Genomic DNA, 24,238 nt, shown 5'->3' with positions numbered 1-24,238 from the left:
CTACACGCATGTCGTCCCCGCTGAAAAGCGCCACTGGCAGCCCCCTCGCGCCCCTGCCGTACCAACCCTATATAGATGGCATGAGGGCGCTGGCCGTCCTCTCGGTACTTATCTACCACCTCCACGGTCCCTGGCTGCCCGGCGGCTTCGTCGGCGTAGACGTTTTCTTCGTCATTTCCGGCTTCGTCGTCAGTGCCTCGGTCGCTGGCTTCAAGGGGCAAGGCCTGTGGCAGTTCCTCGGCTACTTCTATAGCCGCCGCATCACCCGCATATTTCCCGCGCTGATCGTCTGCCTGCTGGTCACCGCCCTGTTCAGCGCCCTGTTCATTCCTTCTGCCTGGCTCAGCGCCGTCAACCAGCAAACCGGCTTCTATGCGTTCTTCGGCCTGAGCAACTTCATCCTCGCGCAATCGGGGCGTGACTACTTCGCACCGGCCACCGAGTACAACCCCTACACCCACACCTGGTCGCTGGCGGTCGAAGAGCAGTTCTACCTCGTCTTCCCGCTGCTATTCATCGCCTGGCTGGTCGGGGGCCGGGGGCGCAAGCTGTCCGTAGGGTTATTCGCCATTGGCGCCCTGGCCTCCATCGGCTATGCCGTATCGACCTTGCGCAGCGATCCCATCGCCGCCTTCTTTCTGGCACCGGGACGCTTTTGGGAGCTGGCCGCGGGCGTGCTGCTCTACCAATGCATCGGCCAGCGCCGCGAACAGCCTGCGGCCCGGCACGGGCACGGCCTGGCGCTGGCGGCGCTGCTGTTGATCCTGCTGGCGTTCGTCCTGTCCCGCTCGAACAACTTTCCCTTCCCCGGCGCCTTGCTCGCGGTAACGGGAACCCTCGGGGTGATCGCCTGCCTGCACCGCCGCCCTGGCTTCATGCATCGCATACTGGGCTGGCGCGGCCTGGTCATGGTCGGGCGTATCTCCTACTCGCTGTACCTGTGGCACTGGCCCGTGTTCGTACTGTTTCGCTGGACCTGCGGCCTGGAAACCCCGACCACCAGGCTGGCGGCAGTAACGCTGGCCTTCGTGCTGGCACTGGCCTCCTACCACTGGGTGGAAAACCCGCTGCGCCACGCTACCCTGCTGCGGCGCCTGCCGAAGGCGGTGACGATCCTGGCCGGGCTGGCAGCCATCGGCCTGGGGAGCTGGGGCGCGCGCCTGCTCGACGAACACACGGCCTCCATCTCCCTGAGCCAGCTCAGCCGCCAGCCCGAGCTGTGGTACCCCCACGGCTGGTCCGCCAACCCCCAGCGCCCCGGATGCAATGCCGATCCCGAATACCGCAATGCCGAGGGCGGGTTGCTGCTGATCTATCAGGCGCGGGGCTGCCAGGAGCCGCTGCCGCCAGCCAGCACCACACTCTATGTCATCGGTGATTCCCACGCCCTGGCCTATGAAGGGCTGTTCAAGCAGTACGCCATGCAAACCGGGCGCACCGTACAGGCCTACAACAATGGCGGCTGCCCCTTCATCAGCCTGCAGCCCTGGCGGGACAGCGAAAACCCCGGCTGCCTCCAGCACATCGACGCGGCGCTACGCGACTTGCGTACCCGGATAAAACCGGGCGATATCCTCTTCCTGCCCTCGCTGCGCATGCCTAGGCTGGCTGACCAGTGGGGCGTATTCAGTGATGAGAAAGTACAGGAACAGGTATTCAGCGAGCGCGCCATTGCCGGTCGCCAGCGCGCACAGGCTGACGCGGTAGAGGTCTTGCGTGAGTTTGCCACTGGCGGCGTGCATATCGTCCTGGAGGGGCCCAAGCCGCTGTTCAAGGCACCGCCGTTCCGCTGTGCGGACTGGTTCAACCGGCGCAACCCGGTCTGCGCACCCGGCTTCAGCCTGCCGCGTGAAGAGCTACAGGCGTACCGCCAGCCGGTACTGGATGGGTTTGCCGAGATTGCCCGGCAACTGCCGGGCGTGGGCATCTGGGACCCCTTCCCGCTGCTCTGCCCAGGGGCTGAGTGCTGGGCCTGGCATGATGGACAGCCCCTGTTTCTAGACGGCGACCATCTCAGCGGCTATGGTAATCAATTGCTGCTGCCCTACTTCATTGACTATCTGGAAACCCAGGCTGCTGAATGAAGGCAGAAAATTGGCGCCATAACCCTGAAATTGCTCGCATCATTTTGCTATTGGTCTTGTTGCCCGCGAGGAAAAATGTGTAGCATGACGGGGCTTGATATCGAGTGTATGCAAATGCCTAGGACAACGAGCATTGCGGCACCTGATACTGCACCACCCATCAAGGGGGGCCATGCCCCGATGGGGCATGGCAGGTAGGCCGAGCCGACGGGCTCTATGCACCCAGGTCTACATGTCGATTCGACCTAAATTTTTTGGAGAGATTGCTAAATGGCAACTGCATCTGATCTGCAACAGCTGTACATCGGTTACTTCGGCCGCGCGGCCGACCAAGCTGGTCTGAACTTCTGGCTGGACGCCATCAACAGCGGCGGCCTGAGCCTGGACAACGTTCACACTGCATTCGTCAACAGCGACGAGTACAACGCTCAGTACGAAGGCATGACCGTCAGCGAAAAAGTAGCTGCCGTTTACGAAAACGTCCTGGGTCGCGTTGCTGACGAAGCCGGTCTGGAGTTCTGGACCAACGCCATCAACACCGGTCTGATCACCGAAGACCAGCTGATCGAAGGCCTGCTGAGCGGCCTGAGCGCCAACGATGCTGCGATCATTTCCAACAAGATCGTTGTTGCTAACTACTACACCTCCGCCAAAGGCGACGCTTACGTCGAAGCCAGCAAGGCTGAAAGCGCCGACATCCTGGCAGGCGTAGACGCCACCGTTGCTAGCGTTTCCGCTGCGCTGAACGACGTTGCTGCCGTTACCGGTGTAAGCAATGCTCAACTGGCTTCTGCTCTGGCTACTCTGGATGCCGCACAAGATGCACAGCAGGCCTACGCCGAAGCGTACCTGGGTGACGCCGCAACCAAGACCCCTGCTGACGTAGCTACCGCCCAAGGCGACATCAATGCCGCCGTTGGCACTGCTGCTGGCGCTCTGAACACTGCAATCACTGCCGTTGGCGGTACCGCAGTTGTTCCGGGTACTGACAGTGCTGCAAACATCACCGTCAAAATCCAGTCGGCTACTACCCTGGCTGCTAACAACGTCGCTGCTGCCCGTACCGAGGTTGGCACCGTTACCGGCCTGACCGCCAAGGTCAACACCTTCAACACTCAGCTGGCCGCGTTCGAGAACGCTGTGACAGCGGCCAACGCTGCTTCGCTCGAGCAAGATGCCGAACAGGCCAAGTTCGAAGTGGTTAACGGTGCTGCCGTTACCATTAACGGTAACGGCACTATCGCCAACATTATCGTTCTGGACAGCAGCAACAATCTGGTTCTTGACAGCACTTACGCTGCCGGCGCCAATCCGACTCAACTGGCTGCCGCCAACGAACTGCTGAAAGACATCAAAGCCAACCTGGCTGCTGCAAAAGCACAAACTGACGCAGCTGCTGCCCTGGACAAAACTGGTGCAGAGATCGATGCGCTGAGCACCGATTCCTACACCGCTGTTGCAGGTGACACCGCCGGTTCCTTCAGTGGCGGCCCAGCTGCCGCTCTGGTTGAGGCCCTGGCTGAGCAAAAAGCTCTGGCTGACGCCATTCCGAAGTTCAACGAGGCGGCCGCTGACGCAGCCGAGTACCAAGCCCTGGCTGATGCAATCACTGCTGCTGAAACTGCCATCACTTCTGGCCTGAAATACAGCTTGGAAGTTCTGGATAGCGGTGACACCGGTAGCAACACCGCTAACGACGTCTTCGTAGTTGGTGACAACGACGTAACTCTGGACACCGCTGTAGGCTTGAACGCAGGCGATGTTCTGTTCGTTGGCCCAGGCTACAAGCTGGGTACCGACACTGACAAGACCTCCGTCACGGTTGAGGGCGGCGACGCCAGCGTACTGGAAGTGTTCCTGACCCAGGCTAACGGTGCTGGCAACGTGTTCGTTGTGGTTGAGCAGACTGCGTTCGGTAGCAACGCAGCCACTCAAGAAGTAACCACCATCGAACTGGCCGGTGTTACCGACATCAGCAAAGTAAGCTTCGATGCCCAAACCGGCCTGATCTCCATCGCCTGATGTGATCTGTCCGTCCTGCACGACACGGCACCTGCCCGTGTCGTGTAGCCATAAAAAACCCGGCTTTTGCCGGGTTTTTTATTGACCTTAATTAGCTGCCCCCTTAATAGGCGTCCAGCTACGACAAAGGCGCTCATCAGTGACAGTAGGCGCTCCTGCCTTGCACCATGCCATGACTGAATAATTGTGCTTACTCAGGCACTGTCAGTGAGTTCACTAGCTGCATCATCAAAGCGCCCTCATCAGACTATAGCGACCGCAAGACACGAGCATATATTGACTCCGACACGTCAGAGCGATGGGTAATATTGCCTGCACTGGCCGACCTTTCACATACAATTACTGTACGCCCGCACTCATCGCCCGCGAGCTTCCCTGCTCGCAACAAAGCAGCCAATACGCAGCCCGTGCAAAAGCAAACGCCCCGTAAGCCGGGGCGTTTTGGGTACAGCTTCAAGCGCTTCTAATGTGCCATGCGTTATTTCACCCAGCACCTAGACTGCCGAGTGCGCCGCTTGGCAGCAGTCGCACCACGCGCGATGGTCAGATGATGGCAAAGTCGAAGTTGTAATAGCTGCCCTGGCCAGCAGCGTTAAGCTCACCACCACCCAGCTGGATGATCACCTGCTCACCGGCGAATACGGTCGCGGTCGCCTGGTAATGGTAGTCCTCTGCCGGGCCACGATAGGTGGCCTTGCTGACGTAATTGTCGAACAGCCCCGCCACCTTGACGTAGATGCTGGGGTCACCATAGAAATCCATCTGCAGCACGCCGTCCCTGGGTGCGGTGAAGGTGTAGCCGTCGGAGATGTCCTTGTAGATTTGCCCGTCCTGGTTGTAGCGCAGCCCCAGCACGCCCTCGACATGGGTATCGAAGGTGATCTTCGTCAGCTTGCTGAGCTGCGCGGAGGTGTCGGCCTGACGATCATCGTAAATTTTCGGCAGAGGCTTGATGGGCGGCGAGGCCTCTACCTGACCGAGAAATGCGCTGACAGCCGTGGAGATCTGGGCAGATGTCGACTCCTTGCCAATGTTGCTCAGAAAGCTACGCGCCGCATCGATATCGCGCTCGTCATAGGAGCCGCTCAGGCCCTTGCTTTCCATTTGCGTGGTCGCAAGCGCGGCGGCTTCGACCTTCTTGTTGACGATGACCAGATCATCGCCACTGGTGGCGCCGTTGAGAATCGACAGGGCTGCACTTTGCAGCGAAACATTGCCTGAGTCGATCTGATTGGCCCACCACTGTTTGCCCGACTCTTCCGCTTCACGGTTGAACAGTTGCAGATAGATTTTCTCGACTCGCTGCAGCGTGGTGCCTGCGCCGTAAAGCGCGGTGCTTTCAGCCGAGGCCCCGAAGGCATCGATGATGGAAGCCAGGTTGCCGCCGCTCTGTTCCAGTACCTGAGCCCAGAACTGCTGGCCGGCGTAGTCAGCCGGTCGCCCATAGAAGGCGACGTAGGCTTTCTGGACCATTGCGAGAGAGGATGCGCTTGCCATGCTAGTGAAACTCCATTGTCCATGTGACAGTCATATGCAGGCAAAATGATATCGAGCGCAGCGACAGGCGGTAAACAAAAAAAATACTGTGCGATGGCTCTGCAATGGGGGGTTTAGCCGACCGCAACGCCAATCAACATCTGCTGCATAGCGCTGGTGCTGCAGGCGAGCGCAGATTACTCAACTAGCTTTAGAGCACATTACCGGCTCTCGCGCCTTTCTTTGATCAGGTCCCGCGGTGCATCACGCCCAAACGCTTGTAGCCGGCAACGGCTTGATGCCGCTCACGTAATAAAGAGCGAAAGCAATCAGCCTCTTGCCCGCCCCCCCTATCCGCCAGACGCGCCCCGCGCCGAACGGGAAGGGGCAGTCAAGCGCAGGAGTCTTGAGTGAACAGAATTGGGACAATGGCAGGCTATTCGACCTGGCCTGTCCATTTACGCTAGCGCATATGGATCGGCCAGATCGCAGCTTAACCCAGACCTATGTCGACCACTGCCGGCACGCCGACGATGCCGATTGCGTTGCCATCGCTGGGCAGGAAGCGGTCGTGGTACTCAGCGGTGGTCGCGGTCGACACCGCCATGAACTGGGTGACATCGCCAATTGCGGCATAGTGCTGGAGCCAGAAGTCGCGGCCCTCGGCATCCGGTGCGCGGTTGAGCAAGCCCAGGTAGAGCAGGTCAACCGCTACGTCATCAGCCATCGCGGCCTTGTATTCGCTGGATTGGGATACACCGTAGAGCATGCCGCCACGGGTCGTCACGCCGGTGTCGATCTTATCCAGCCACCAGGCTCCACCTTCGGCATCCGCCGCACGCCCGAGCACGTTCTGGTAGATGAAGTCGACGAACTGGCTGTTGCTCAAGTCAGCGTGTTGCGCCATGAATTCGGGGGAATTCAGAAACGCCTCGCCTATTTGCGCCTGGCCTACGTTTTCGTTGGCGCGGGCCAGCCAGTAGTTATAACCGCAGAGTTCGGGGCTACGGTCCAGAATGGCGTGGTAGAGGCGAATGATGGCGGCGGCATGGGTATCCAGCTCGCTGCTGCCCAGCACCTGGCTCAACACTTCGACCTTGCCGATGTTGCCCTGGCTGAGTTGGCTGGCCAGTTCGGCGGCCTGGCTGTCACCGTGCCCTTCGCGGCCATAGAGGTCTCGCCACAGTTGGTTGACCCACTGACTGGCGTTACCGAAGACATCGTTGTCTTTCTGGTTGACGTCGGTGCCCGTGAGCAACTCGATGGCATCAGGGATCTGGTCCTGGTCCGCATCGATACGGAACGGGTCGTGGGGGCACGCGACATTTTCGGCAAGGATGCCGAGGATGCCGGGGTCGGTGATGATGCCATCGGCCTTGCCATCGCTATCGAATTCGCCGCCGTCCTGGATCACGAAGTCGAGGCGGGTCTTGCCGTACTCGGTGACGATCTGGCCACCATTCGCCGGGTCGGCCAGGTTCACCCAGACGCCACTGGCGTTCTGCTTGAAGTAGCCGTTGATACCGAGGCTGGCGTCGACGAACAGGCTGAAGGTTTCAACGGAGCCCGGAATGTCCACCTTGGTGGCGAAGGCCAGCAAACCCAGTGGCGCACTCAGGCCACCCGGCAGGACGGCAGGCGCATCCATCTGCTCGAGGTAGGTGATCTGGGCACTGCCGTCGGGGCTGATCTGGCCGGCGAGGCTGTTGGCCACCAGGGTGAGCGGTGTTTGCAGCGCCGAGGGATCGGTGCTGATCTGGCCAGTCTGGCGGAACATCAGCGAGGTAACCTCGCGCTGCTGGCTGTCGAGGATGCCGTCGCCGTTGCCATCGCCCTGCAGCGGCGCACCACCGCCGGGTGTAGGCAGGCCAGGCACGGCGTTTTCTTCTTCGGTACTCACGTTGTCGCCGTCAGGTCCCGGCGTCGGCGTTGGCTGGGGCGAAGACGGCACAGGCTGTGCGGTAAAGTTGTAGGTGGTCTTGTCGGTCACAGCAGCGGCGGCATTGCCCGCCAGGTCCTGCAGCGCACCTGCGTCCCAGGTGATGTAGTAGCTGGTGCCGTAGGCCAGGCTGGCGGTGGGGTTGATGACCAGCGCGCCGTCAGCGTTGATGGTGATGGTGGCCGGCACCAATGTGTCGGTAGCCGTGCTCTTTAGATAGACGCGGGAAAGATCGCTACCGGCCATGCTCAGCGGCTCGGAGAACTTCAGTACGAGGTCGCTGGTGATGGAAACGCCGGTCGCATCGTCCACGGGCGTGCTGCCTGCAGAGTCGAAGGCAGGCGCTGTGGTGTCAATGGTGATGAGCAGAGGGCTGCTGAACACCGACTTGTTACCCGCTGCATCGGTGGCCTGGACCGTCAGGGCATGGCTGCCGTCGGCCAGCGCAGAGCTGGTGATGCTCCAGTTGCCGGCGCCATCGGCCGTGGTGCTGCCCAGCAGCGTGGTGCCAACGTACAAGCTGACCGTGGCGCCGGATTCGGCTGTTCCCGTTAGGGTCGGGGTGGTGTCGCGGGTGATACCGTCGTTGTTGCTGACGCCGGTGTCCGAAGCTGGCTGAAGTGTCGGCACCGACGGCGCGCTGGGCGCTATACCGTCCACCAGCACGGCTGCTGTACTGCCAACCGAGTTGAGCGTGAGCACCGCGTCGTTGCCGTTCAGATCAGTGAGCCTGCCGCCGTTAAGGGAAAGCGAACTGACGGTGATGCCATTCGCATCGAGCCAGCCTGGCTGGACAATAGCGCTGAACTGCAGCGCCGATGTGCCCGAACCGGAGACGTAACTCGCATAGTACGTATCGGCACCGATCAGCATAGCGATGCGTGGCGCGCCGCCCACGTTGATCGCTTCACTGAAGTTAACGGTGAAGGTGAGGTCCGCACCTATGCCATAGGTGCCATTGGCCGGCACACTGACGGAGCCGACCGTCGGTGCCACAGTGTCGATGGCATAGTTGTTGGAGTCGGCGCGGCCTATACCTGCATTGCCAGAGATGTTTTTAACTCCCGAAAGATCGAGAGTGATCAGGTTCGTGGCATCCGCGACCCCGGTATTGGGGGTCAGGTTGAGCGTCCAGGTTACGCCGCCGTCGCTGCTGTTAAGGCCGCTCAAGCTGCCGTTAGAGACGCTCAGGTCAGACAATGTGAAGTCCAGCACGGCTTCGCTAAAGGTGATGACCACCAGGCTGGTTTCGCCGATTGTCAACACGTTATCAGTTACCACGATGGTGGCGCTCGGCCGTGCGGTATCAACGGCGTAGTTGTTCGACGTAGCGATGCCCGTACCTGCGTTACCGGCGAGGTCGCTGACGCCCGACTTGTCGAGGGTGATCAGGTTGGTGGGGGCACTGATATTGGCAGTGGGGGTCAGGGTCGTGGTCCAGGTAATACCCCCATCAGAGGAGCTGAGGGCGCTCAAGGTACCGTTGGCGACCGTCAGGTCATCCTCTGTGAGGCCTGTAACGGCTTCGCTGAAGGTGATGGTCACTGTGCTGGTTTCACCAGCCGCAAGTGTGGCGTCAGCCACGACAATCGAGGCGCTCGGCGGTGTGGTATCGATGGTATAGCTCTGCCCCACGAAGCCGCCGAGGATGGGGTTGCCACTGATATCGCTTATGCCGGTTGCTGCGGCATTGAGATAGAGCCCCAACGTGCCGTCGCCGCTCACGTCGCTCACGGTCAGGGTGTAGCTGCTGCCGAAGCCGCTGATGCTGGTAATGGTGCCATTCGCCGTACCGGTCGAGCCCAGGGCAAAATCGGAAATGTCCACGCCCGTCACCGCTTCGCTGAACGTTATGGTGTAACCCAGGCTGGTGGCGTTGGTGCTGGCAGCACCATCGCGCGTGATCGAGGTGACGATGGGCGCCACGTCGTCCGTTGCGGTGATGGTGAAGCTTTTCTCGAAGGTAGCGCTGCCGTCGCTGGTTGCAACGCGTACGCTGTAAGCACCTGGGGCAAGCGCTGCCGCGTCATTGGCGCGCAGCATGCCACCCTGGATGGAGAACAAGGCGTTGTGGGTGTCGCCCATGCCGCTGACCAGTGTGTAGGTGTGCGTCTGGCCAGTGTCGACATCGGTGGTGGAAAGACTACCAACGCTCGCGTTGATGCCGCCGGAGTGGCTCACCGTGGCAGCCGATAGCGCGATATCGGTAGGCGCATCGTTCACGGGGGTGACGTCGAGCGTGATCACGCCGTCGGCTGGCCCGCTGCCCAGGGTATCGCGCACACGAGTGGTGATGGTGATGTCCTGGTCCCAGTTGGCCGCAGGCGCGAAGGCTACCGCTGCCAGTGCCAGATTGACGTCGCCCGCCACGCCGACCACCGTCCAGACACCCGTGCCGGCGTTATAGGTGGAGGTCGCCCCGCCGAAGGTGCCGGTACTCAGGCTGCCTGCGACCGGGTTGCTCAGGGTCAGTGTCACTGTCAGGATGTCGCCGTCGGGATCGGTGACGACGATATCGCCGAGGGCCACGGAGGGCGCGTCTTCGGTGTAGCTCACCGTCTGGGTGAGGTTGGTGGCAGTGGGCGCCGCATTGACGATGACTTCGGTACCTGTGCCATTGGTTACCGCCGTCTGCCCCGCCTGCATGCGCGTGCCAGCCGTGGTGGTGACATCCGTATCGCCGTCGATGGAGAGGATGTAGGTCTGCCCTCCGGCCAGGCCAGTCGTATCGTTGTAGTAGGCGTTGATGGTGTAGGTTTCGGCGCCGCCATCGTTCACCGAGATGTTCAGCCCGGCGAAGGTGATGGTATTGGTCGCTGCGCTGTAGGTGCCGATGACATTGTTCGCATCATCGCCGTTCAGGCGCCAGGTTACCTTGCTGAAGTCGCCTGTGCCCGAGGTGTGGACCACCAGGCTGCTGACACCCAGGGCGACGTTGTCACCACCGCCACCATCCGTCAGGGTGAAGTCGAAGACATTCACCGCCTCGCCCACCGTGTCGGCGGATGCAGGCAGGCCGACAGGTTCGCTGACACCGGGGGCCGGAGTCAGGGTGCCGTCGGCGTTGGTTGGGGGCGTCGAGTTGTTGATGAATATCTTGACTGCGGCGGAGTAAGTGTATGTAGCCCAGTCCATCGAGTAGAACGCTACTGCCAGGTCCAGGTCGCCGTCGCCATCGACATCCCCGGCCGCGAGGATTCTGCCATTCACCGGCGCACCGTAGTAGGTGAAGGCACCATCCTGGAAGGTGAAGCCCGAATCCACGAGCACGCCGGAACCGTTGTTGATCATGAGCTTCTGGCCCAGACCATCAAGGTATCCATCTCCATCGACATCGGCGAATGCGCCTGGCGCTTCGGAAGAGTTGAAAACCTGCAACTGAGTTCCGATCGTACCGCTGCCGTTGTTCTCGAACAGGATGAGATTGGCTGGCGGGCCGTTCATTCCACTGACTAGAGCGTCGGCGTAGCCATCGCCCGTCAGGTCCGCAGAGCGGGCAATGCCACCGTAAACATCACCAAAGCTGCTGAGCTGGGTGAAGCCACCGCTGCCATCGTTGCGCAGAATTCGGATGGAGTTCTCTTCAACGGCCACGACGTCCTGATCGCCGTCCTTGTCCAGATCCACCAGCGTCAATGAAAGCGGATCACTGACCTTGGCCGGGATGGACGACAGTGTGAACGCACCGGAGCCATTGTTCTTGTATACGGCGTAGTTGCCCTGAAAATTTCCGACGAATATATCCAGATCGCCATCGTTATCCAGATCACCAATGTCAGCGGTCCTTACATTGCTGCCAATGGTCGCACCAGCTGTAAACGTGCCATTACCGTTGTTTTGCCATATCTGCAGAGGTGAGTCGTATGACCGAGTGATCAACTCCAACTCAGGATCGTTGTCGATATTGACCAGCCACGACTGGACAACACGTGCGGCAGGAAAGGTCTGGTGCAAAGTGAAGTTGCCGGCACCATCATTTTTCCAGATCTGGCTGCCCTGACTACCTGCGGCCCTTTCTACGCCGATATAGATATCGAGATCGCCATCACCATCGAAGTCAGCGAACTGGGCTGTACTGGCATTGGAGTTGTCACTGTTGCTCGAGAAATACCAGAGCATCTGTCCGGGGATGAAAGAGAGGGCCATCCTGTAGTCCTTTACTCAGTTCGCATTGGGTTTGATGACTCTGGCCTGGCCGCGTGTATCGTTACGCCAGAAAGCCATGTCTCGGTACTTCTCGAAAATGTCGGGTGGCAGTACGGTAGCGCGCTCTTCGAAGGCCACTTTCGGACGGATGCGGTGCATGCCTGCAATGCCCAGCGCCTCGTCGAACTCTGGGGCATCGAACTCCACGTTCTCGAAGTCGTGCCCGTCGAACCAGGGTTCTTCAATGAACTGATAAACCAGACGCAGGACCTGCGCCGGCGCACGAGCCAATAGATCATAGTCCACCAGCAACAGATTGCTCGCGTGAGGACCGTAATAAGCCTCTTTCAAGGCCGCCCAGGGAAAGCCTATGAGACGGTCATGCCGTGCCAGCGCGGCCATGCGGCTGTATATGGTCATTCGCTCGGATTCGCTGGAGAACAGCTTGGTATTCTCGAACGGATTCTTCTGCAGCAGGCGCTCGATGCTGTCCATGATCCAGGGTACGTCGCGTACGCAAGCGATCACCTTGGCCTGAGGAAACATATCGGCCACGAAGGGCATCTTGGCGCACCACATGCGGTTGGTATCGAACACCACGTCTTGCGCACGGTCGCCATGATAGGAGTCGAAAATCCCTGCGAGTATCCTGCGGCGCTGTTGTGCGTCGACCATCAGGGCGACTTCGCTGCCACTGCTCATGAGTTTGATATTGGCAGACACCAGCGCACCCACCGGGCTGCTCATGCTCGCGTGAAAGCGCGGGTTCTGCCGCAGCAGCGCCGACAGCAGCGTGCTGCCCGAGCGAGGCAGGCCAGAGATGAAGTGGTAGCACGGTGTTGGCTTCATAGTAGGGGTGTACGTCGCAAGGGTGAACGGTCAAGCCGTGAGCATCTGCTGCACGGCCACGTTAAGTTCGATCTGACTGGTGTCGATGCACAGCGCAGGTGTCAGCGGCATTTCATAAGCCGCCTGCACGCCTGTCATTTGCATGGTGTGGTCGTTTCTAGCTCGGGCGTACAGCCCTTTGGTATCACGCGCTTCGCACACTGACAGCGGGGTGCTGACGTGGATTTCCTTGCAGCACTCAAACCCTATGATTGCGTAGGCTGCTTCGCGAGCATGCGAGGACGGGGATACCATGGCGACGACAGCATGGATAGCGTTGGCATTGAGCAATCGCGCCATATGTGCGGCGCGGCGCACGTTTTCCGCGCGACTGGAGACGTCAAAGCCAAGGTCATTACAAAGTCCGGCGCGTAATTCATCCCCGTCGATAATGCAGGCAGCTTCTCCGCGCTCACGCAAGGCGACCGCCAGAGCCTGGGCAAGGGTACTTTTACCTGCACTCGGCAAACCGGTAAGCCACCAGGTCGCAGCTTTTGGTTGAGCCATGGGAGAAGCTCCGGGAAAGCACAGTATTGTTGTTGTGCTTGATTGGGAAGGTATCAGCGAAGTATCCAGCTTTGATGGCAATTCGCAATATTTATCGTAAAACCGAAAATATTATCTCTCTCCCCCTTTTTTCATACCGCTTCATGCTCAGGACACTGAGCGATAAACCCCCAGCGTCTGCTCAGCACAACGCTGCCAGGAGAAGACCTGCGCACGTTGCAGGCCTTCGCTTGCCAGGCGCTGGCGCAATGGCTCGTCGCTGAGTGCCTGCAATAGCAGTTCGCGCAGGGTAGCGCTGTCACCGGCGTTGACCAGCAGCGCGCTGTCACCGGTAATTTCCGCCATCGAGGTATCGGCGGTGCAGATCACCGGCACGCCACTTTGCATGGCCTCCAGTACCGGCAGACCAAAACCTTCGTAGCGGGACGGGTAGAGGAACAGGGCGGCGCCAGCATAGAGCAGCGGCAGTTCGGCGGCTGGTACGAAATTGAGGTGGCGCAGGCCATTGTTGGCGACCAGTCGTTCGATTTGTCTGTGCAGTTCGATGTTCTTCCAGCCAGATGCACCGGCCAGCACCAGTGGGTACTCACGCTGTATTTCGGCAGGCAAGGCCTGCCAGGCATCGAGCAGCGTATCGACGCCCTTACGCGGCTCCAGCGTGCCGACGAACAGCAGATAACGGCCGTGCTCGAGACCCAGGCGCTGCAGGGTTTCGCGCGTGGCCTCGGCGCCACGGGGCTGGTAATGGGCTGCGGCCCCGAGATGGATGGTCCGTACTTTCTCGGGAGCGACTCGATAGTGCTCAAGCAGTTCGCGGCGTACGTATTCGGAATCGGTGATCAGCGCATCGGCGCGTGCCAGTGTGGCGGGCAACTGACTGCTCAGCCAGGCGACACGTTTGGCAGGATGGTGCTGCGGATAGCGAATGAACGATAGGTCATGAATGGTCGCTACGCACGGGCCACGGTGGCGCTTTAGGATGAAGTTGGGTTCGTGGTAGACATGCCCGCCCAGGCGCCGGGCGTTGAGCTGGAGCAAGCCATTGCGCAGTACTTCTCTTGCTCTGTATGCGAGCATGGAGTTGCGCAGCAGACGACCGACCATACCGCCGGAATGGCTGCTGGTGGCAGGCGCAGGTGCTGTGGCGGCCAGTAGAGCCTGCTGCGGGGTCTGGAAGCGGCTGCCGGAAAAGCACTCCACTTCAAGTGCATCGTCGCGTGCGAAGGCTTGCAGGAGGTTGAGGGTGTAAGTGCCGATGCCGGTGATCGGCGGCTTGAGTGATTCGGTATTGAGCAGCAACTTCATGGGGGGCATGTACCTGGCCGGTTGGCTGAGCCGCGGGGGCGTGAGTGTACGTCAGCACCCTCACGCCGGCCACGGTGCGGCCCGGCAGCGGTCAGACGTACTGACCTTCGAGCCAAATGCCTTGTTCCAGAACGCCTTGCAGCTTGATCTGGTTTTCGGGGCTCTCGGAGAAATAGGCCAACACTTCGCTGTTCGGCAGGCCCTGCTGCATTTTCTCCAGCCAATAGGCTTTGCCGCTGGCATCCGGATCACGGTCGAGCACGTTGTTGTAGTACCCGGTGAGCAGTTGCTCGTTACTCGGAGCACTGCCGTAAATACCTATGAACTCGGGACTTTTGGTGAAGTAGCTGGCCACCTCGCCAAGTGACATGCCCTTGTCCATCGCGCTGATCCAGTAGCTTAGCCCGGCGGTGTCAGGGGTGCGGTCGAACGCCGCCTGATACAGCCGATAGGCGCTGCCTGCAGTCTCGCCGGCGCCAACGTCCAGGGCCATGGTGCCATCCCAGAAAGCGGCGCGCTCGATGCTGATCAGCGTGTCGACGTCTGCCGGATCGCTACGGCTGATGATCTGGGTGTAATCGGCCCCCAGGTTGAACTGGAAGTCGCCATGGTAGCCTTTGTAGATCACCGTATCGCGGCCGGCGCCGCCGTCGAACGCGTCCGCCGCGTTGGTAGCGAAGAAAATATCGTCGCCATCGGTGCTCAGCGCATAGCGCGGCGGTAGCATGCCGTCATTGCCTGCGATGAGTTGCGTCAACTCATGGTAGTGCAGGCCGATATCAGCCCAGAAGCTGCTGGTGTCGGTACCGGCGGATTTGACACCGATGATCGTTGGCACACCATTTTCATACACGAACAGCGGGCCGCCGGAGCTGCCTTTGCCCATGATGTCGGTGCCCTGGCGGTAATAGCCGGAATACACCTCGTAGCCGCTTTCCTTGTTGATCCAGGCCTGGCCCAGCATCATGCCGGTACTGCCCTCGGGGTAGCCGATCTGGTATGCCCACTGCGGTTGGTCGTAGCCTGGGGACAGGGCGAACCAGCCCCGATCATCCCCAACGGGTATATCCAGGCCGATCAGGGCGACATCGCTTTGCACTTCGCTCAGGGTCATTCCCTGATTGTCATTGTCCTGGTATACGCCGCTAGGCCAGGCATTGGCCTCCCAGCGATAGTTACCCTGGTTGAGCAGTGTGCCGGACTCGTAACGATCTTCGCGGGCGTTATAGTCAGCGCCGAAATAGAAGTCGATGCCAGTGGCCCAGCCGCCGTAGTCCGGGTTGTAAAGCATGTGGGTGGCAGTCAGAACATCGTTGCGACCTACCAAAGCGCCAGTGCCCCGATAAATGAGTCCGTCGGGGAAGCTCACCTCCAGGTGAACGATGGCGTTGTAGGGGTAGTCGTTAAGGGTTTGAATCTCTTTAAGCATGCCTGCTATCTCATCCTTTAATTGCATTTGTAGTATCTGGAGCCAAGTTGCTGAGGGCAAGCCAGGAAGGGCTCTGGTGTGTAGCAAATCGCATAAACAGGCCGCAGCGGGTGCTATTCAGGCTTGCGTTTGGCCAGAGACTGATCAGCCTTGTTGCATGACGCTTCCCAGGCTCTGATAATCCGCCACCTGCTTTGATAGGAACGACACTGGAGCTTTCGATGTTCACGCCTGTAATTCTGGCCGGCGGTAGCGGTTCGCGCCTTTGGCCGCTGTCTCGCCAGCGCTTCCCCAAGCAGTTTCTGTCGCTGGATGGACAGGGTCTCGGCACCATGTTCCAGCGCACGCTGGCGCGCCTGGACGGGCTGGAACATTCCGCCCCGCTTGTCGTGAGCAACGAGGATCACCGCTTCATCGTAGCCGAGCAATTACGCCAGGCTGGCGTCAACGGCCGGCGCATTCTATTGGAGCCGGTTGCACGCAATACAGCACCAGCCATCGCGTTGGCAGCGCTCGAGGCCGTACGGGATGGAGATGATCCTGTATTGCTAGTACTGCCCGCCGACCACCACATACGCGATGACGATGCCTTCCGCGCCGCGATTCGCTGCGCCGAAGTGCAGGCACGTGCGGGGCGTCTGGTGACCTTCGGAGTCACACCCACTCACGCGGAAACTGGCTTCGGCTACATCCAGTGCGGTGCCGCCGCTGAGGAAGGTGGCTTCGCTATCGCTGCATTCAAGGAAAAACCTGCGGCTGAAGTAGCCGAGCAGTATGTAGCCAGTGGCAACTATCTGTGGAACGGCGGCATGTTCATGTTCCGCGCTTCGGTGTTTCTGGCTGAATTGGGCCGTTTGCGCTCGGATATCCTCGACTGCTGCTGGGCAGCGATGGAGAAAGCCGAACTGGATCGCGATTTTCTCCACCTGCCACTGGAAGTCTTCTCGGCTTGCGCGGGCGAGTCGGTGGACTACGCGGTGATGGAACACACCTCGCTGGGACTGGTCGTGCCGCTCGATGCCGGCTGGAGTGATCTGGGTAGTTGGGCCGCGATCTGGGAAGCCGGCCCGCGCGATGCTGACGAAAATCGCCTCGAGGGCGACGTGCTGAGTATTGCCACGCGCAACAGCTTGGTGCAGTCCAATCATCGCCTGGTGGCAACGGTCGGTGTCGAGGATTTGCTGGTAATCGAGACCAAGGACGCGGTATTGGTGGCGCACCGCGAGCAGTCTCAGCAGGTGAAAGGGATCGTCGAGCAATTGCAGGCTGCTGATCGCAGCGAGTTCGTCGAGCACCCGAAGGTCAGCAGGCCCTGGGGGCACTACGACAGCATTGACCATGGCAGCCGTTATCAGGTCAAGCGCATTTGCGTGATGCCTGGCGAAAGTCTGTCCCTGCAGATGCATTACCACCGTGCCGAACATTGGATCGTGGTATCGGGCACGGCCAAGGTTATCTGCGGCGACAACGAGCAGATTCTGTCGGAAAATCAGTCCACTTATATCCCTCTGGGCGTCAAGCATGCGCTGTCCAACCCCGGCAAGGTGCCTTTGGAACTGATCGAGGTGCAATCCGGATCGTATCTGGGCGAAGACGACATCGTGCGTTTCCAGGACCGTTACGGGCGCGTTCCTTCGTGATGATTTCTCTGCTGGCAGCTCAGGACGAACACAGATGTTCTGGCCGCCAACGGAATACCGTTCAGCCGATTGCGGCGCCTGCCGTTGCCGTCACCTGTTGCTGCCAGTAGACTGGCCAGGTTCTTGTCGGGGTGCCTCGAATCGGAGGCTGAGATCGGAGAGTTCCGGATCCCGTTGAACCTGATCAGGTTAAGGCCTGCGTAGGGAACAAGAGGTATCCGCTCCGGCACCCGCTGGATGGATTCCCCCACACCGCACTTGTGGTGTGCCCGCGCCCTGGCTGTTTGATCATGTGCGTTCAAGAACGTATTCACGATCTTGCGAGCTAGAGCCCAGCAAGGCGGAAGTAGGTGAGAAAGCGGAGTGTACTTTTGTACATGAGCATTTCGAGCCTGCTTCCAACGCAGCGGGGCCGACGCGCAGCTGGTCGTGATTACGTTCTTCGAATACTGCATGTTCAAGCAGCCAGGGCACGGCGTTGCTTCATCGCGTGCGCCAATCAGGTTCTCCCCGACATCAAGCCGAGGAGCCACCCGATGAGCATCAAACAACAACAGAACCTCAGTGAATCCGCCCAGGTCGACCAGCAGTCGATCCAGCCCTTCCCCCGCTCGCAGAAAGTCTACGTACAAGGCTCGCGCCCGGACATCCGCGTGCCGATGCGCGAGATCAGCCTGGACATGACGCCCACTGACTTCGGTGGCGAGATCAACGCCCCGGTCACCGTCTACGACACCTCCGGCCCCTATACCGACCCCAGCGTGACCATCGATGTGCGCAAGGGCCTGGCCGACGTGCGCAGCGCCTGGATCGAGGATCGTGGCGACACTGAGCGCCTGGACGGTCTGTCCTCGGAGTTCGGCCAGCGTCGCCTGGCCGATGAAGAGCTGACCAAAATGCGCTTCGCCCACGTGCGCAATCCGCGCCGCGCCAAGCCCGGCAAGAACGTCAGCCAAATGCACTACGCGCGCCAGGGCATCATCACCCCGGAGATGGAATACGTCGCCATCCGCGAGAACATGAAGCTCGCCGAGCACCGCGCGGCCGGCCTGCTGAATGAGCAGCATGGCGGCAACAGCTTTGGCGCCAGCATTCCCAAGGAGATCACTCCCGAGTTCGTGCGCCAGGAATTGGCTCGCGGCCGCGCCATCATCCCGGCCAACATCAACCACACCGAGCTGGAGCCGATGATCATCGGCCGCAACTTCCTGGTGAAGATCAACGGCAATATCGGCAACTCGGCGCTGGGTTCCTCCATCGAGGAAGAAGTGGCCAAGCTGACCTGGGGCATCCGCTGGGGCTCGGACACGGTGATGGACCTGTCCACCGGCAAGCACATCCACGAAACCCGCGAGTGGATCATCCGCAACTCGCCGGTGCCGATCGGCACCGTGCCGATCTACCAGGCGCTGGAAAAGGTCAACGGTGTGGCCGAAGACCTGACGTGGGAGCTGTTCCGCGACACCCTGATCGAGCAGGCCGAGCAGGGCGTGGACTACTTCACCATCCACGCCGGCGTGCTGCTGCGCTACGTGCCGCTGACCGCCAAGCGCGTCACCGGTATCGTCAGCCGCGGTGGCTCGATCATGGCCAAGTGGTGCCTGGCGCACCACAAGGAGAATTTCCTCTACACCCACTTCGAGGAAATCTGCGAAATCATGAAGGCCTACGACGTCAGCTTCTCGCTGGGCGATGGCCTGCGACCGGGCTCGATTGCCGATGCCAACGACGCCGCGCAGTTCGGCGAACTGGAAACCCTCGGCGAGCTGACTAAGATCGCCTGGAAGCACGACGTGCAGTGCATGATCGAAGGCCCCGGCCACGTGCCGATGCAGCTGATCAAGGAGAACATGGACAAGCAGCTCGAGTGCTGCGACGAGGCGCCGTTCTACACCCTCGGCCCGCTGACCACCGACATCGCGCCGGGCTACGACCACATCACCTCGGGCATCGGCGCGGCGATGATCGGCTGGTTCGGCTGCGCCATGCTCTGCTACGTCACCCCCAAGGAGCACCTGGGGCTGCCCAACAAGGATGACGTCAAGACCGGCATCATCACCTACAAGATCGCCGCCCATGCCGCGGACCTGGCCAAGGGCCACCCGGGTGCGCAGATTCGCGACAACGCCCTCAGCAAGGCGCGTTTCGAGTTCCGTTGGGAAGACCAGTTCAACCTGGGCCTGGACCCGGATACCGCGCGCAGCTTCCACGACGAGACGCTGCCGAAGGATTCGGCCAAGGTCGCTCACTTCTGCTCCATGTGCGGGCCGAAGTTCTGCTCAATGAAGATCACCCAAGAGGTGCGCGAGTACGCCAAGGACCACGGTCTTTCCGATGAGAGCAAGGCCGTTGAGGTCGGCTTCAGGGAGCAGGCCGAGCGCTTCCGGGAAGAAGGCTCGGTGATCTATCGACAGGTTTGAGGCAGCAGATGTGCGGAAACGTGCCGTTGTATGATCGGTGAAAGCGCTTCACGCACACTTCCAGTACGTTGTTAACATCGCAGGCATTATCAGGAATGTTCCACGGCTCAGGGAGGGCCGCCTGCGATGTCACTACCACAACTTATTCATCACGGCGCCGACAAAGGGGTCACCGGTTCGTGCCACCAGCTTTTTCTGGATGCGGATAACAGTGTATTGATCGACTGCGGCCTGTTTCAGGGTGCAGACATTTCAACGGTCGAAGGTGACGAGCACCACCAGGCTGTCGACTTTTCCCTCACGGGCATTCGGGCACTGATCGTCACCCATGTGCACGCCGATCATGTCGGGCGCATACCCTATCTGCTAGCTGCCGGCTTCAAGGGACCGATCCTGTGCAGCATTCCTTCCGCCAAACTCTTGCCGATCGTGCTTGAAGATGCCTTCAAGTTGTCTTTCAGCCGCGATCGAAACCAGGTCGAGCGCTATATAGCCGAGGTGCAGCAGCGCATGATCGCTCTGCCATACGCGACCTGGTTCAAGCTGCAGGACAAGCCCGGGCTGCTGGCTAGGGTGCGCCTGCAACGTGCTGCCCATATGCTCGGTTCGGCGTATGTGGAAGTGGATCTGGACGAGGGGCAGGGGGCTGAGAGCACCCGCGTGGTCTTTTCCGGAGATCTGGGCGCACCCGACGCGCCCATCCTGAAAGCATGCAATGCGCCTGAGCGGGCTGATTTACTGGTGCTGGAAAGCACTTACGGCGATCGCTTGCATGAGAACCGCAAGCGCCGCCGTGAGCGCCTTGAACAGGTGATCGAGCACGCACTGGCCGATAACGGCACGGTGCTGATCCCGGCCTTCAGCTTGGGGCGTACCCAGGAACTGCTCTATGAGCTCGAGGACATCATCCACACCCGTCAACTTGATCAGCCGACGGTTACAGACGACGAGGGCGTAAACTGGCCACACCTGCCTGTTATCCTCGATTCGCCTCTGGCCAGCCGGCTTACCCAGGCCTACCGCGAACTCAAGGAGTTCTGGAACGAGGAAGCTCAGGAGCGGGTGCAATCCGGTCGTCGCCCGCTGGCGTTTGAGCAACTGATCACGGTAGACAGCCATGCCGACCACCAGAGAATCCTCAACCATCTCACCACTAGCGCTCGCCCCGCCATTGTTATCGCCGGTAGCGGCATGTGCACCAGTGGTCGCATCGTCAATTATCTCAAGGCCATGCTGGGCGACCCGCGGCATGATGTGTTGTTCGTCGGCTATCAAGCCCTGGGCACGCCAGGCCGTACAATTCAACGCTTCGGGCCCGACAGGGGTTATGTAGAATTGGATGGTGAGCGTTATGACATCCGTGCTGGCGTACAGACTATCGACGGTTACTCGGCACATGCCGATCAAGCTGGGCTGCTGCGTTTCGTAACCGGCATGCGCGAATGGCCCGGCGAAATTCGTCTGGTGCACGGCGAGGCTCAGGCGCGTCATTCGCTTGGTGAAGCGCTGACACGCACCTACGCTGAAGTACAGCGCGAGGTGATGATAATAAACAGTGAGGTATGAGTGCAGGAGCGTCCCGGGAGTACGATGCGTTTTCTGGTAACAGGGGCGAATGGTTTCGTAGGTACTGCGCTGTGTAATGAACTCGCAGCGAGAGGGCTTTACTGTCGTGCCGCCATGCGCAATGCGATAGACGGAGAGCGGTTCTATGCCAGTGGCGAGCTGACCGCTCATACGGACTGGCGGCCTGCCCTCGAAAATATCGATGTCGTGGTACACCTGGCCGCTCGCGTTCATGTAATGCGTGATGCTGCCGTTGATCCACTTTCCGAGTTTCGAAGAACCAACGTCGAGGCCACAGTGAATCTGGCGCGCCAAGCGGTAGAGGCCGGTGTGCGGCGTTTTGTGTTCGTCAGCTCGATAAAGGTCAATGGCGAGTACTCCCCTGCGGGTGAGGTATTTTCGGAGGCCGATGCTCCGGCCCCCGATGACGCTTACGCCTTGTCAAAATGGGAGGCCGAACAGGCGTTGTTGCGGGTGGGAGTTGAAACTGGGCTGGAAGTGGTGATCGTGCGCCCGCCTCTGGTTTACGGGCCGGGCGTACGCGCCAATTTCCTGCAGTTGCTGCGCCGTGTACGCGGCGGTTGGCCGATGCCTTTCAAGGCCATCACCAACAAGCGCAGTCTGCTGTTTGTCGGCAATCTGGCCGACGCCCTGATCCTGTGTGCAACTCATGACGAGGCGGCAGGCGAAACCTATCTGCTCGATGACGGCAATGCTCTGTCCAGCAGTGAACTGGTCGCAGCCATCGCCAGGAGCCTGGGCGCACCTAATCGCGACTTCGCAGTGCCCTTGTGGGTGCTGAATGCAGCGGCAAGGGTTCTGGGACGTCAGGCCATGATCGAAAGACTCACGCGGTCACTGGTGCTCAGTAATCAGAAGATTACCACCCAGCTTGGCTGGAGCCCCCCATTCACCGTTGATGAGGGTTTGCGTGTTACGGCGCAGTGGTATACCCAGCGCGCTACCAACGCGATTTCATGATTGAATTGCCAGCTTTTTTGTAGTTGGCTGGAGTGAGTGAGTGATTCGTTTCGTCGATATTCTGTTTTCATTGCTCGGCCTTGTGGTCGGCGCTCCTGTCTTGCTCTTGATTTATTGTGTCGGCTTGTTGGATACGGGCTCTCCGCTGTTTTTTCAGCGACGTGTCGGGCGGCATTGCAAGCCGTTCACCCTGGTCAAATTTCGTACGATGCATGTCGATACCGCTTCCGTGGCGAGCCACCTGGCCTCACGCTCAAGTATCACTCGCCTGGGGGCCCTGCTGCGCAAGACCAAGCTCGACGAACTACCCCAGCTATGGAACGTGCTCAAAGGCGAGATGAGCCTGGTCGGGCCACGCCCAGGGCTCTTTAATCAAGAGCAACTGATGCATGAGCGCAGTATCCGCAAGGTCTTCGAGGCAAGGCCTGGTATCACCGGACTTGCGCAGGTGAACGGGATCGACATGTCCACCCCCGAGCTGCTGGCTCAGACCGATGCAGAAATGCTGAGGGAACTGACTCTCTCTCACTATTTCAAACTCATTCTGATGACGGTCCTGGGCAAGGGACAAGGTGACCGGGTAAAGCAGTAGCTACCGGCACATATTGGCCAGCGCGACCACTACCTTGCGTTGGCCTGCTGTGCATAAGCAAGGTCGCCGCACTGTCGATACGATTGGCAAAAGCCATGTACAACCGTGCTTGCGAGAGAGCCTGAACAGCCCCTAGGATGAATGCGGTAAGCCTGCGAACGAGAGCGTAGTAGATGAGTGAACCCTTTAAGCCTGATCCGCAAGCGGTGGAAATCATCGAGCGCGAGAGCTGCTTTCGCGGCTTCTACCGCCTCGACCGGATCAAGCTGCGCCATCGCCAGTTCGCCGGCAACATGGGCCCGCAGCTGACCCGCGAGCTGTTCGTGCGCCATGACGCCGTCTGCGTCTTGCCTTATGACCCGCAGCGCGACGAGGTGGTGCTGATCGAGCAGTTCCGTGTCGGCGCCATGGACAAGGCGGCCAATCCCTGGCTGCTGGAGCTGGTTGCCGGTCTGATCGACAAGGACGAGGAGCCCGAGGAGGTCGCGCTTCGCGAAGCGGTCGAAGAAGCTGACCTGACCCTCGGCCCGCTGTGGCCCATCACCCAGTACTTCCCCTCCCCTGGCGGCTCCGACGAGTTCGTCCACCTGTTCCTCGGTCGCTGCGACAGCGCCGGTGCCGGCGGGGTCCATGGCCTGCCCGAGGAAGGTGAGGATATTCGCGTGCATGTGATGCCCCTGGCCGATGCCCTGGCCGCCGTGCGCGACGGACGCATCAACAACGCGGCGAGCATCATCGCCCTGCAATGGCTGGCGCTGAACCGCGACGAAGTGCGGGGGATGTGGTCGTGAATCTGCTGCGCGACCGCTATCGGGTCGACCTGGTCGAGCTGCAGGCGGCTTGCGAGGCCAACTATGCGCGCCTGATGCGCCTGCTGCCGCATATGCGCGAGCACACCGAAAGCCGCCGCGTCGCCCTGAGCGAAGGCGAACACCTGCTCGGCGTGCTGGCGCTGGAAGTGCTGGAAACCTGCCCCTATACCACCACCCTGTGCGTGCGCCAGGAACACAGCCTGCCCTGGCTGCCGGTGCCGCAGCTGGAAGTGCGGGTCTATCACGACGCGCGCATGGCTGAAGTGGTCAGTGCCGAGAATGCCCGCCGCCTGCACATTCGCTACCCTTATCCGAACGCTGCCATGCATCAGCCGGATGAAAAGAGCCAGCTCAACCTCTTCCTCGGCGAGTGGCTGAGCCACTGCCTGGCCTGTGGGCATGAGCCGCAGCCGGTGATGTAACACACCCTA

The 24,238-nt window shown here is 60.3% G+C and carries 15 protein-coding genes and 1 riboswitch; of the genes, 9 read left to right on the top strand and 6 right to left on the bottom strand.

Annotation, left to right across the window (positions count from 1 at the left end; genetic code table 11):
• Positions 1-8 precede the first annotated feature (8 nt).
• Positions 9-2,084: an acyltransferase family protein gene (locus tag B2U07_RS18125; RefSeq protein ID WP_296277422.1), complete on the top strand. Its 2,076-nt coding sequence runs from the start codon at positions 9-11 to the stop codon at positions 2,082-2,084.
• Positions 2,085-2,354: 270 nt separating this feature from the next.
• The gene (locus B2U07_RS18120) at positions 2,355-4,106 is read left to right on the top strand and encodes a DUF4214 domain-containing protein (RefSeq protein WP_419096354.1); all 1,752 of its coding nucleotides are present in this window, start codon (positions 2,355-2,357) and stop codon (positions 4,104-4,106) included.
• 543 nt (positions 4,107-4,649) lie between these two features.
• Here the strand turns inward: B2U07_RS18120 and B2U07_RS18115 are convergent.
• The 6 genes from B2U07_RS18115 to B2U07_RS18090 form a co-directional block, all read right to left on the bottom strand.
• Complete coding sequence (locus tag B2U07_RS18115; protein ID WP_161864696.1) at positions 4,650-5,603, bottom strand: DUF4214 domain-containing protein; 954 nt, start codon at positions 5,601-5,603, stop codon at positions 4,650-4,652.
• 472 nt (positions 5,604-6,075) lie between these two features.
• A complete protein-coding gene (locus B2U07_RS18110; RefSeq protein ID WP_296277420.1) occupies positions 6,076-11,667 on the bottom strand; it encodes an Ig-like domain-containing protein in 5,592 nt (1,863 codons plus the stop codon).
• Positions 11,668-11,682: 15 nt separating this feature from the next.
• Positions 11,683-12,516, bottom strand: a complete 834-nt coding sequence (locus B2U07_RS18105) for a sulfotransferase family protein (protein WP_296277419.1) — start codon at positions 12,514-12,516, stop codon at positions 11,683-11,685.
• A 30-nt stretch (positions 12,517-12,546) separates the two neighbouring features.
• A complete protein-coding gene (gene cysC / locus B2U07_RS18100) occupies positions 12,547-13,062 on the bottom strand; it encodes an adenylyl-sulfate kinase (protein WP_296277418.1) in 516 nt (171 codons plus the stop codon).
• A 147-nt stretch (positions 13,063-13,209) separates the two neighbouring features.
• The gene (locus tag B2U07_RS18095) at positions 13,210-14,367 is read right to left on the bottom strand and encodes a glycosyltransferase family 4 protein (RefSeq protein WP_296277417.1); all 1,158 of its coding nucleotides are present in this window, start codon (positions 14,365-14,367) and stop codon (positions 13,210-13,212) included.
• Between the two features lie 91 nt (positions 14,368-14,458).
• Positions 14,459-15,796, bottom strand: a complete 1,338-nt coding sequence (locus B2U07_RS18090; RefSeq protein ID WP_296277416.1) for a DUF4214 domain-containing protein — start codon at positions 15,794-15,796, stop codon at positions 14,459-14,461.
• A gap of 221 nt (positions 15,797-16,017) precedes the next feature.
• Between B2U07_RS18090 and B2U07_RS18085 the strand changes: the two genes are divergently transcribed.
• From B2U07_RS18085 to B2U07_RS18055, 7 genes are all read left to right on the top strand, one after another.
• Positions 16,018-17,436: a mannose-1-phosphate guanylyltransferase/mannose-6-phosphate isomerase gene (locus tag B2U07_RS18085; RefSeq protein WP_161864690.1), complete on the top strand. Its 1,419-nt coding sequence runs from the start codon at positions 16,018-16,020 to the stop codon at positions 17,434-17,436.
• 117 nt (positions 17,437-17,553) lie between these two features.
• A riboswitch (TPP riboswitch) is annotated at positions 17,554-17,660 on the top strand.
• A 312-nt stretch (positions 17,661-17,972) separates the two neighbouring features.
• The gene (thiC, locus tag B2U07_RS18080; RefSeq protein WP_296277415.1) at positions 17,973-19,856 is read left to right on the top strand and encodes a phosphomethylpyrimidine synthase ThiC; all 1,884 of its coding nucleotides are present in this window, start codon (positions 17,973-17,975) and stop codon (positions 19,854-19,856) included.
• A gap of 126 nt (positions 19,857-19,982) precedes the next feature.
• On the top strand, positions 19,983-21,422 hold the full coding sequence (locus tag B2U07_RS18075) for an MBL fold metallo-hydrolase RNA specificity domain-containing protein (RefSeq protein WP_275545437.1): 1,440 nt from the start codon (positions 19,983-19,985) through the stop codon (positions 21,420-21,422).
• Between the two features lie 24 nt (positions 21,423-21,446).
• Positions 21,447-22,403, top strand: coding sequence for a UDP-glucose 4-epimerase family protein (locus tag B2U07_RS18070; protein WP_275545438.1), 957 nt, complete (start codon positions 21,447-21,449; stop codon positions 22,401-22,403).
• A 40-nt stretch (positions 22,404-22,443) separates the two neighbouring features.
• On the top strand, positions 22,444-22,995 hold the full coding sequence (locus B2U07_RS18065) for a sugar transferase (RefSeq protein ID WP_275545439.1): 552 nt from the start codon (positions 22,444-22,446) through the stop codon (positions 22,993-22,995).
• Positions 22,996-23,168: 173 nt separating this feature from the next.
• On the top strand, positions 23,169-23,786 hold the full coding sequence (locus B2U07_RS18060; protein WP_275545440.1) for an NUDIX domain-containing protein: 618 nt from the start codon (positions 23,169-23,171) through the stop codon (positions 23,784-23,786).
• The gene (locus tag B2U07_RS18055) at positions 23,777-24,229 is read left to right on the top strand and encodes a DUF1249 domain-containing protein (RefSeq protein WP_275545441.1); all 453 of its coding nucleotides are present in this window, start codon (positions 23,777-23,779) and stop codon (positions 24,227-24,229) included. The genes B2U07_RS18060 and B2U07_RS18055 overlap by 10 nt, the downstream gene beginning before the upstream one ends.
• Positions 24,230-24,238: the final 9 nt, after the last annotated feature.

Origin of the sequence: Pseudomonas sp. UBA7530 (assembly GCF_002479365.1) — a bacterium.
Taxonomy (GTDB): domain Bacteria; phylum Pseudomonadota; class Gammaproteobacteria; order Pseudomonadales; family Pseudomonadaceae; genus Aquipseudomonas.
Note: the sequence above shows the minus strand (reverse complement) of the source record. Positions and strands in the feature narration are given on the sequence as shown.

Bases quoted from the DNA above. Each gene is read 5' to 3' on its own strand.
- B2U07_RS18070 (WP_275545438.1), top strand. From the start codon at position 21,447: ATGCGTTTTCTGGTAACAGGGGCGAATGGTTTCGTAGGTACTGCGCTG.
- B2U07_RS18120 (WP_419096354.1), top strand. From the start codon at position 2,355: ATGGCAACTGCATCTGATCTGCAACAGCTGTACATCGGTTACTTCGGC.
- B2U07_RS18110 (WP_296277420.1), bottom strand. From the start codon at position 11,667: ATGGCCCTCTCTTTCATCCCCGGACAGATGCTCTGGTATTTCTCGAGC.
- B2U07_RS18125 (WP_296277422.1), top strand. From the start codon at position 9: ATGTCGTCCCCGCTGAAAAGCGCCACTGGCAGCCCCCTCGCGCCCCTG.
- B2U07_RS18075 (WP_275545437.1), top strand. From the start codon at position 19,983: ATGTCACTACCACAACTTATTCATCACGGCGCCGACAAAGGGGTCACC.
- B2U07_RS18090 (WP_296277416.1), bottom strand. From the start codon at position 15,796: ATGCTTAAAGAGATTCAAACCCTTAACGACTACCCCTACAACGCCATC.
- B2U07_RS18095 (WP_296277417.1), bottom strand. From the start codon at position 14,367: ATGAAGTTGCTGCTCAATACCGAATCACTCAAGCCGCCGATCACCGGC.
- cysC (WP_296277418.1), bottom strand. From the start codon at position 13,062: ATGGCTCAACCAAAAGCTGCGACCTGGTGGCTTACCGGTTTGCCGAGT.
- B2U07_RS18105 (WP_296277419.1), bottom strand. From the start codon at position 12,516: ATGAAGCCAACACCGTGCTACCACTTCATCTCTGGCCTGCCTCGCTCG.
- thiC (WP_296277415.1), top strand. From the start codon at position 17,973: ATGAGCATCAAACAACAACAGAACCTCAGTGAATCCGCCCAGGTCGAC.
- B2U07_RS18115 (WP_161864696.1), bottom strand. From the start codon at position 5,603: ATGGCAAGCGCATCCTCTCTCGCAATGGTCCAGAAAGCCTACGTCGCC.
- B2U07_RS18085 (WP_161864690.1), top strand. From the start codon at position 16,018: ATGTTCACGCCTGTAATTCTGGCCGGCGGTAGCGGTTCGCGCCTTTGG.
- B2U07_RS18060 (WP_275545440.1), top strand. From the start codon at position 23,169: ATGAGTGAACCCTTTAAGCCTGATCCGCAAGCGGTGGAAATCATCGAG.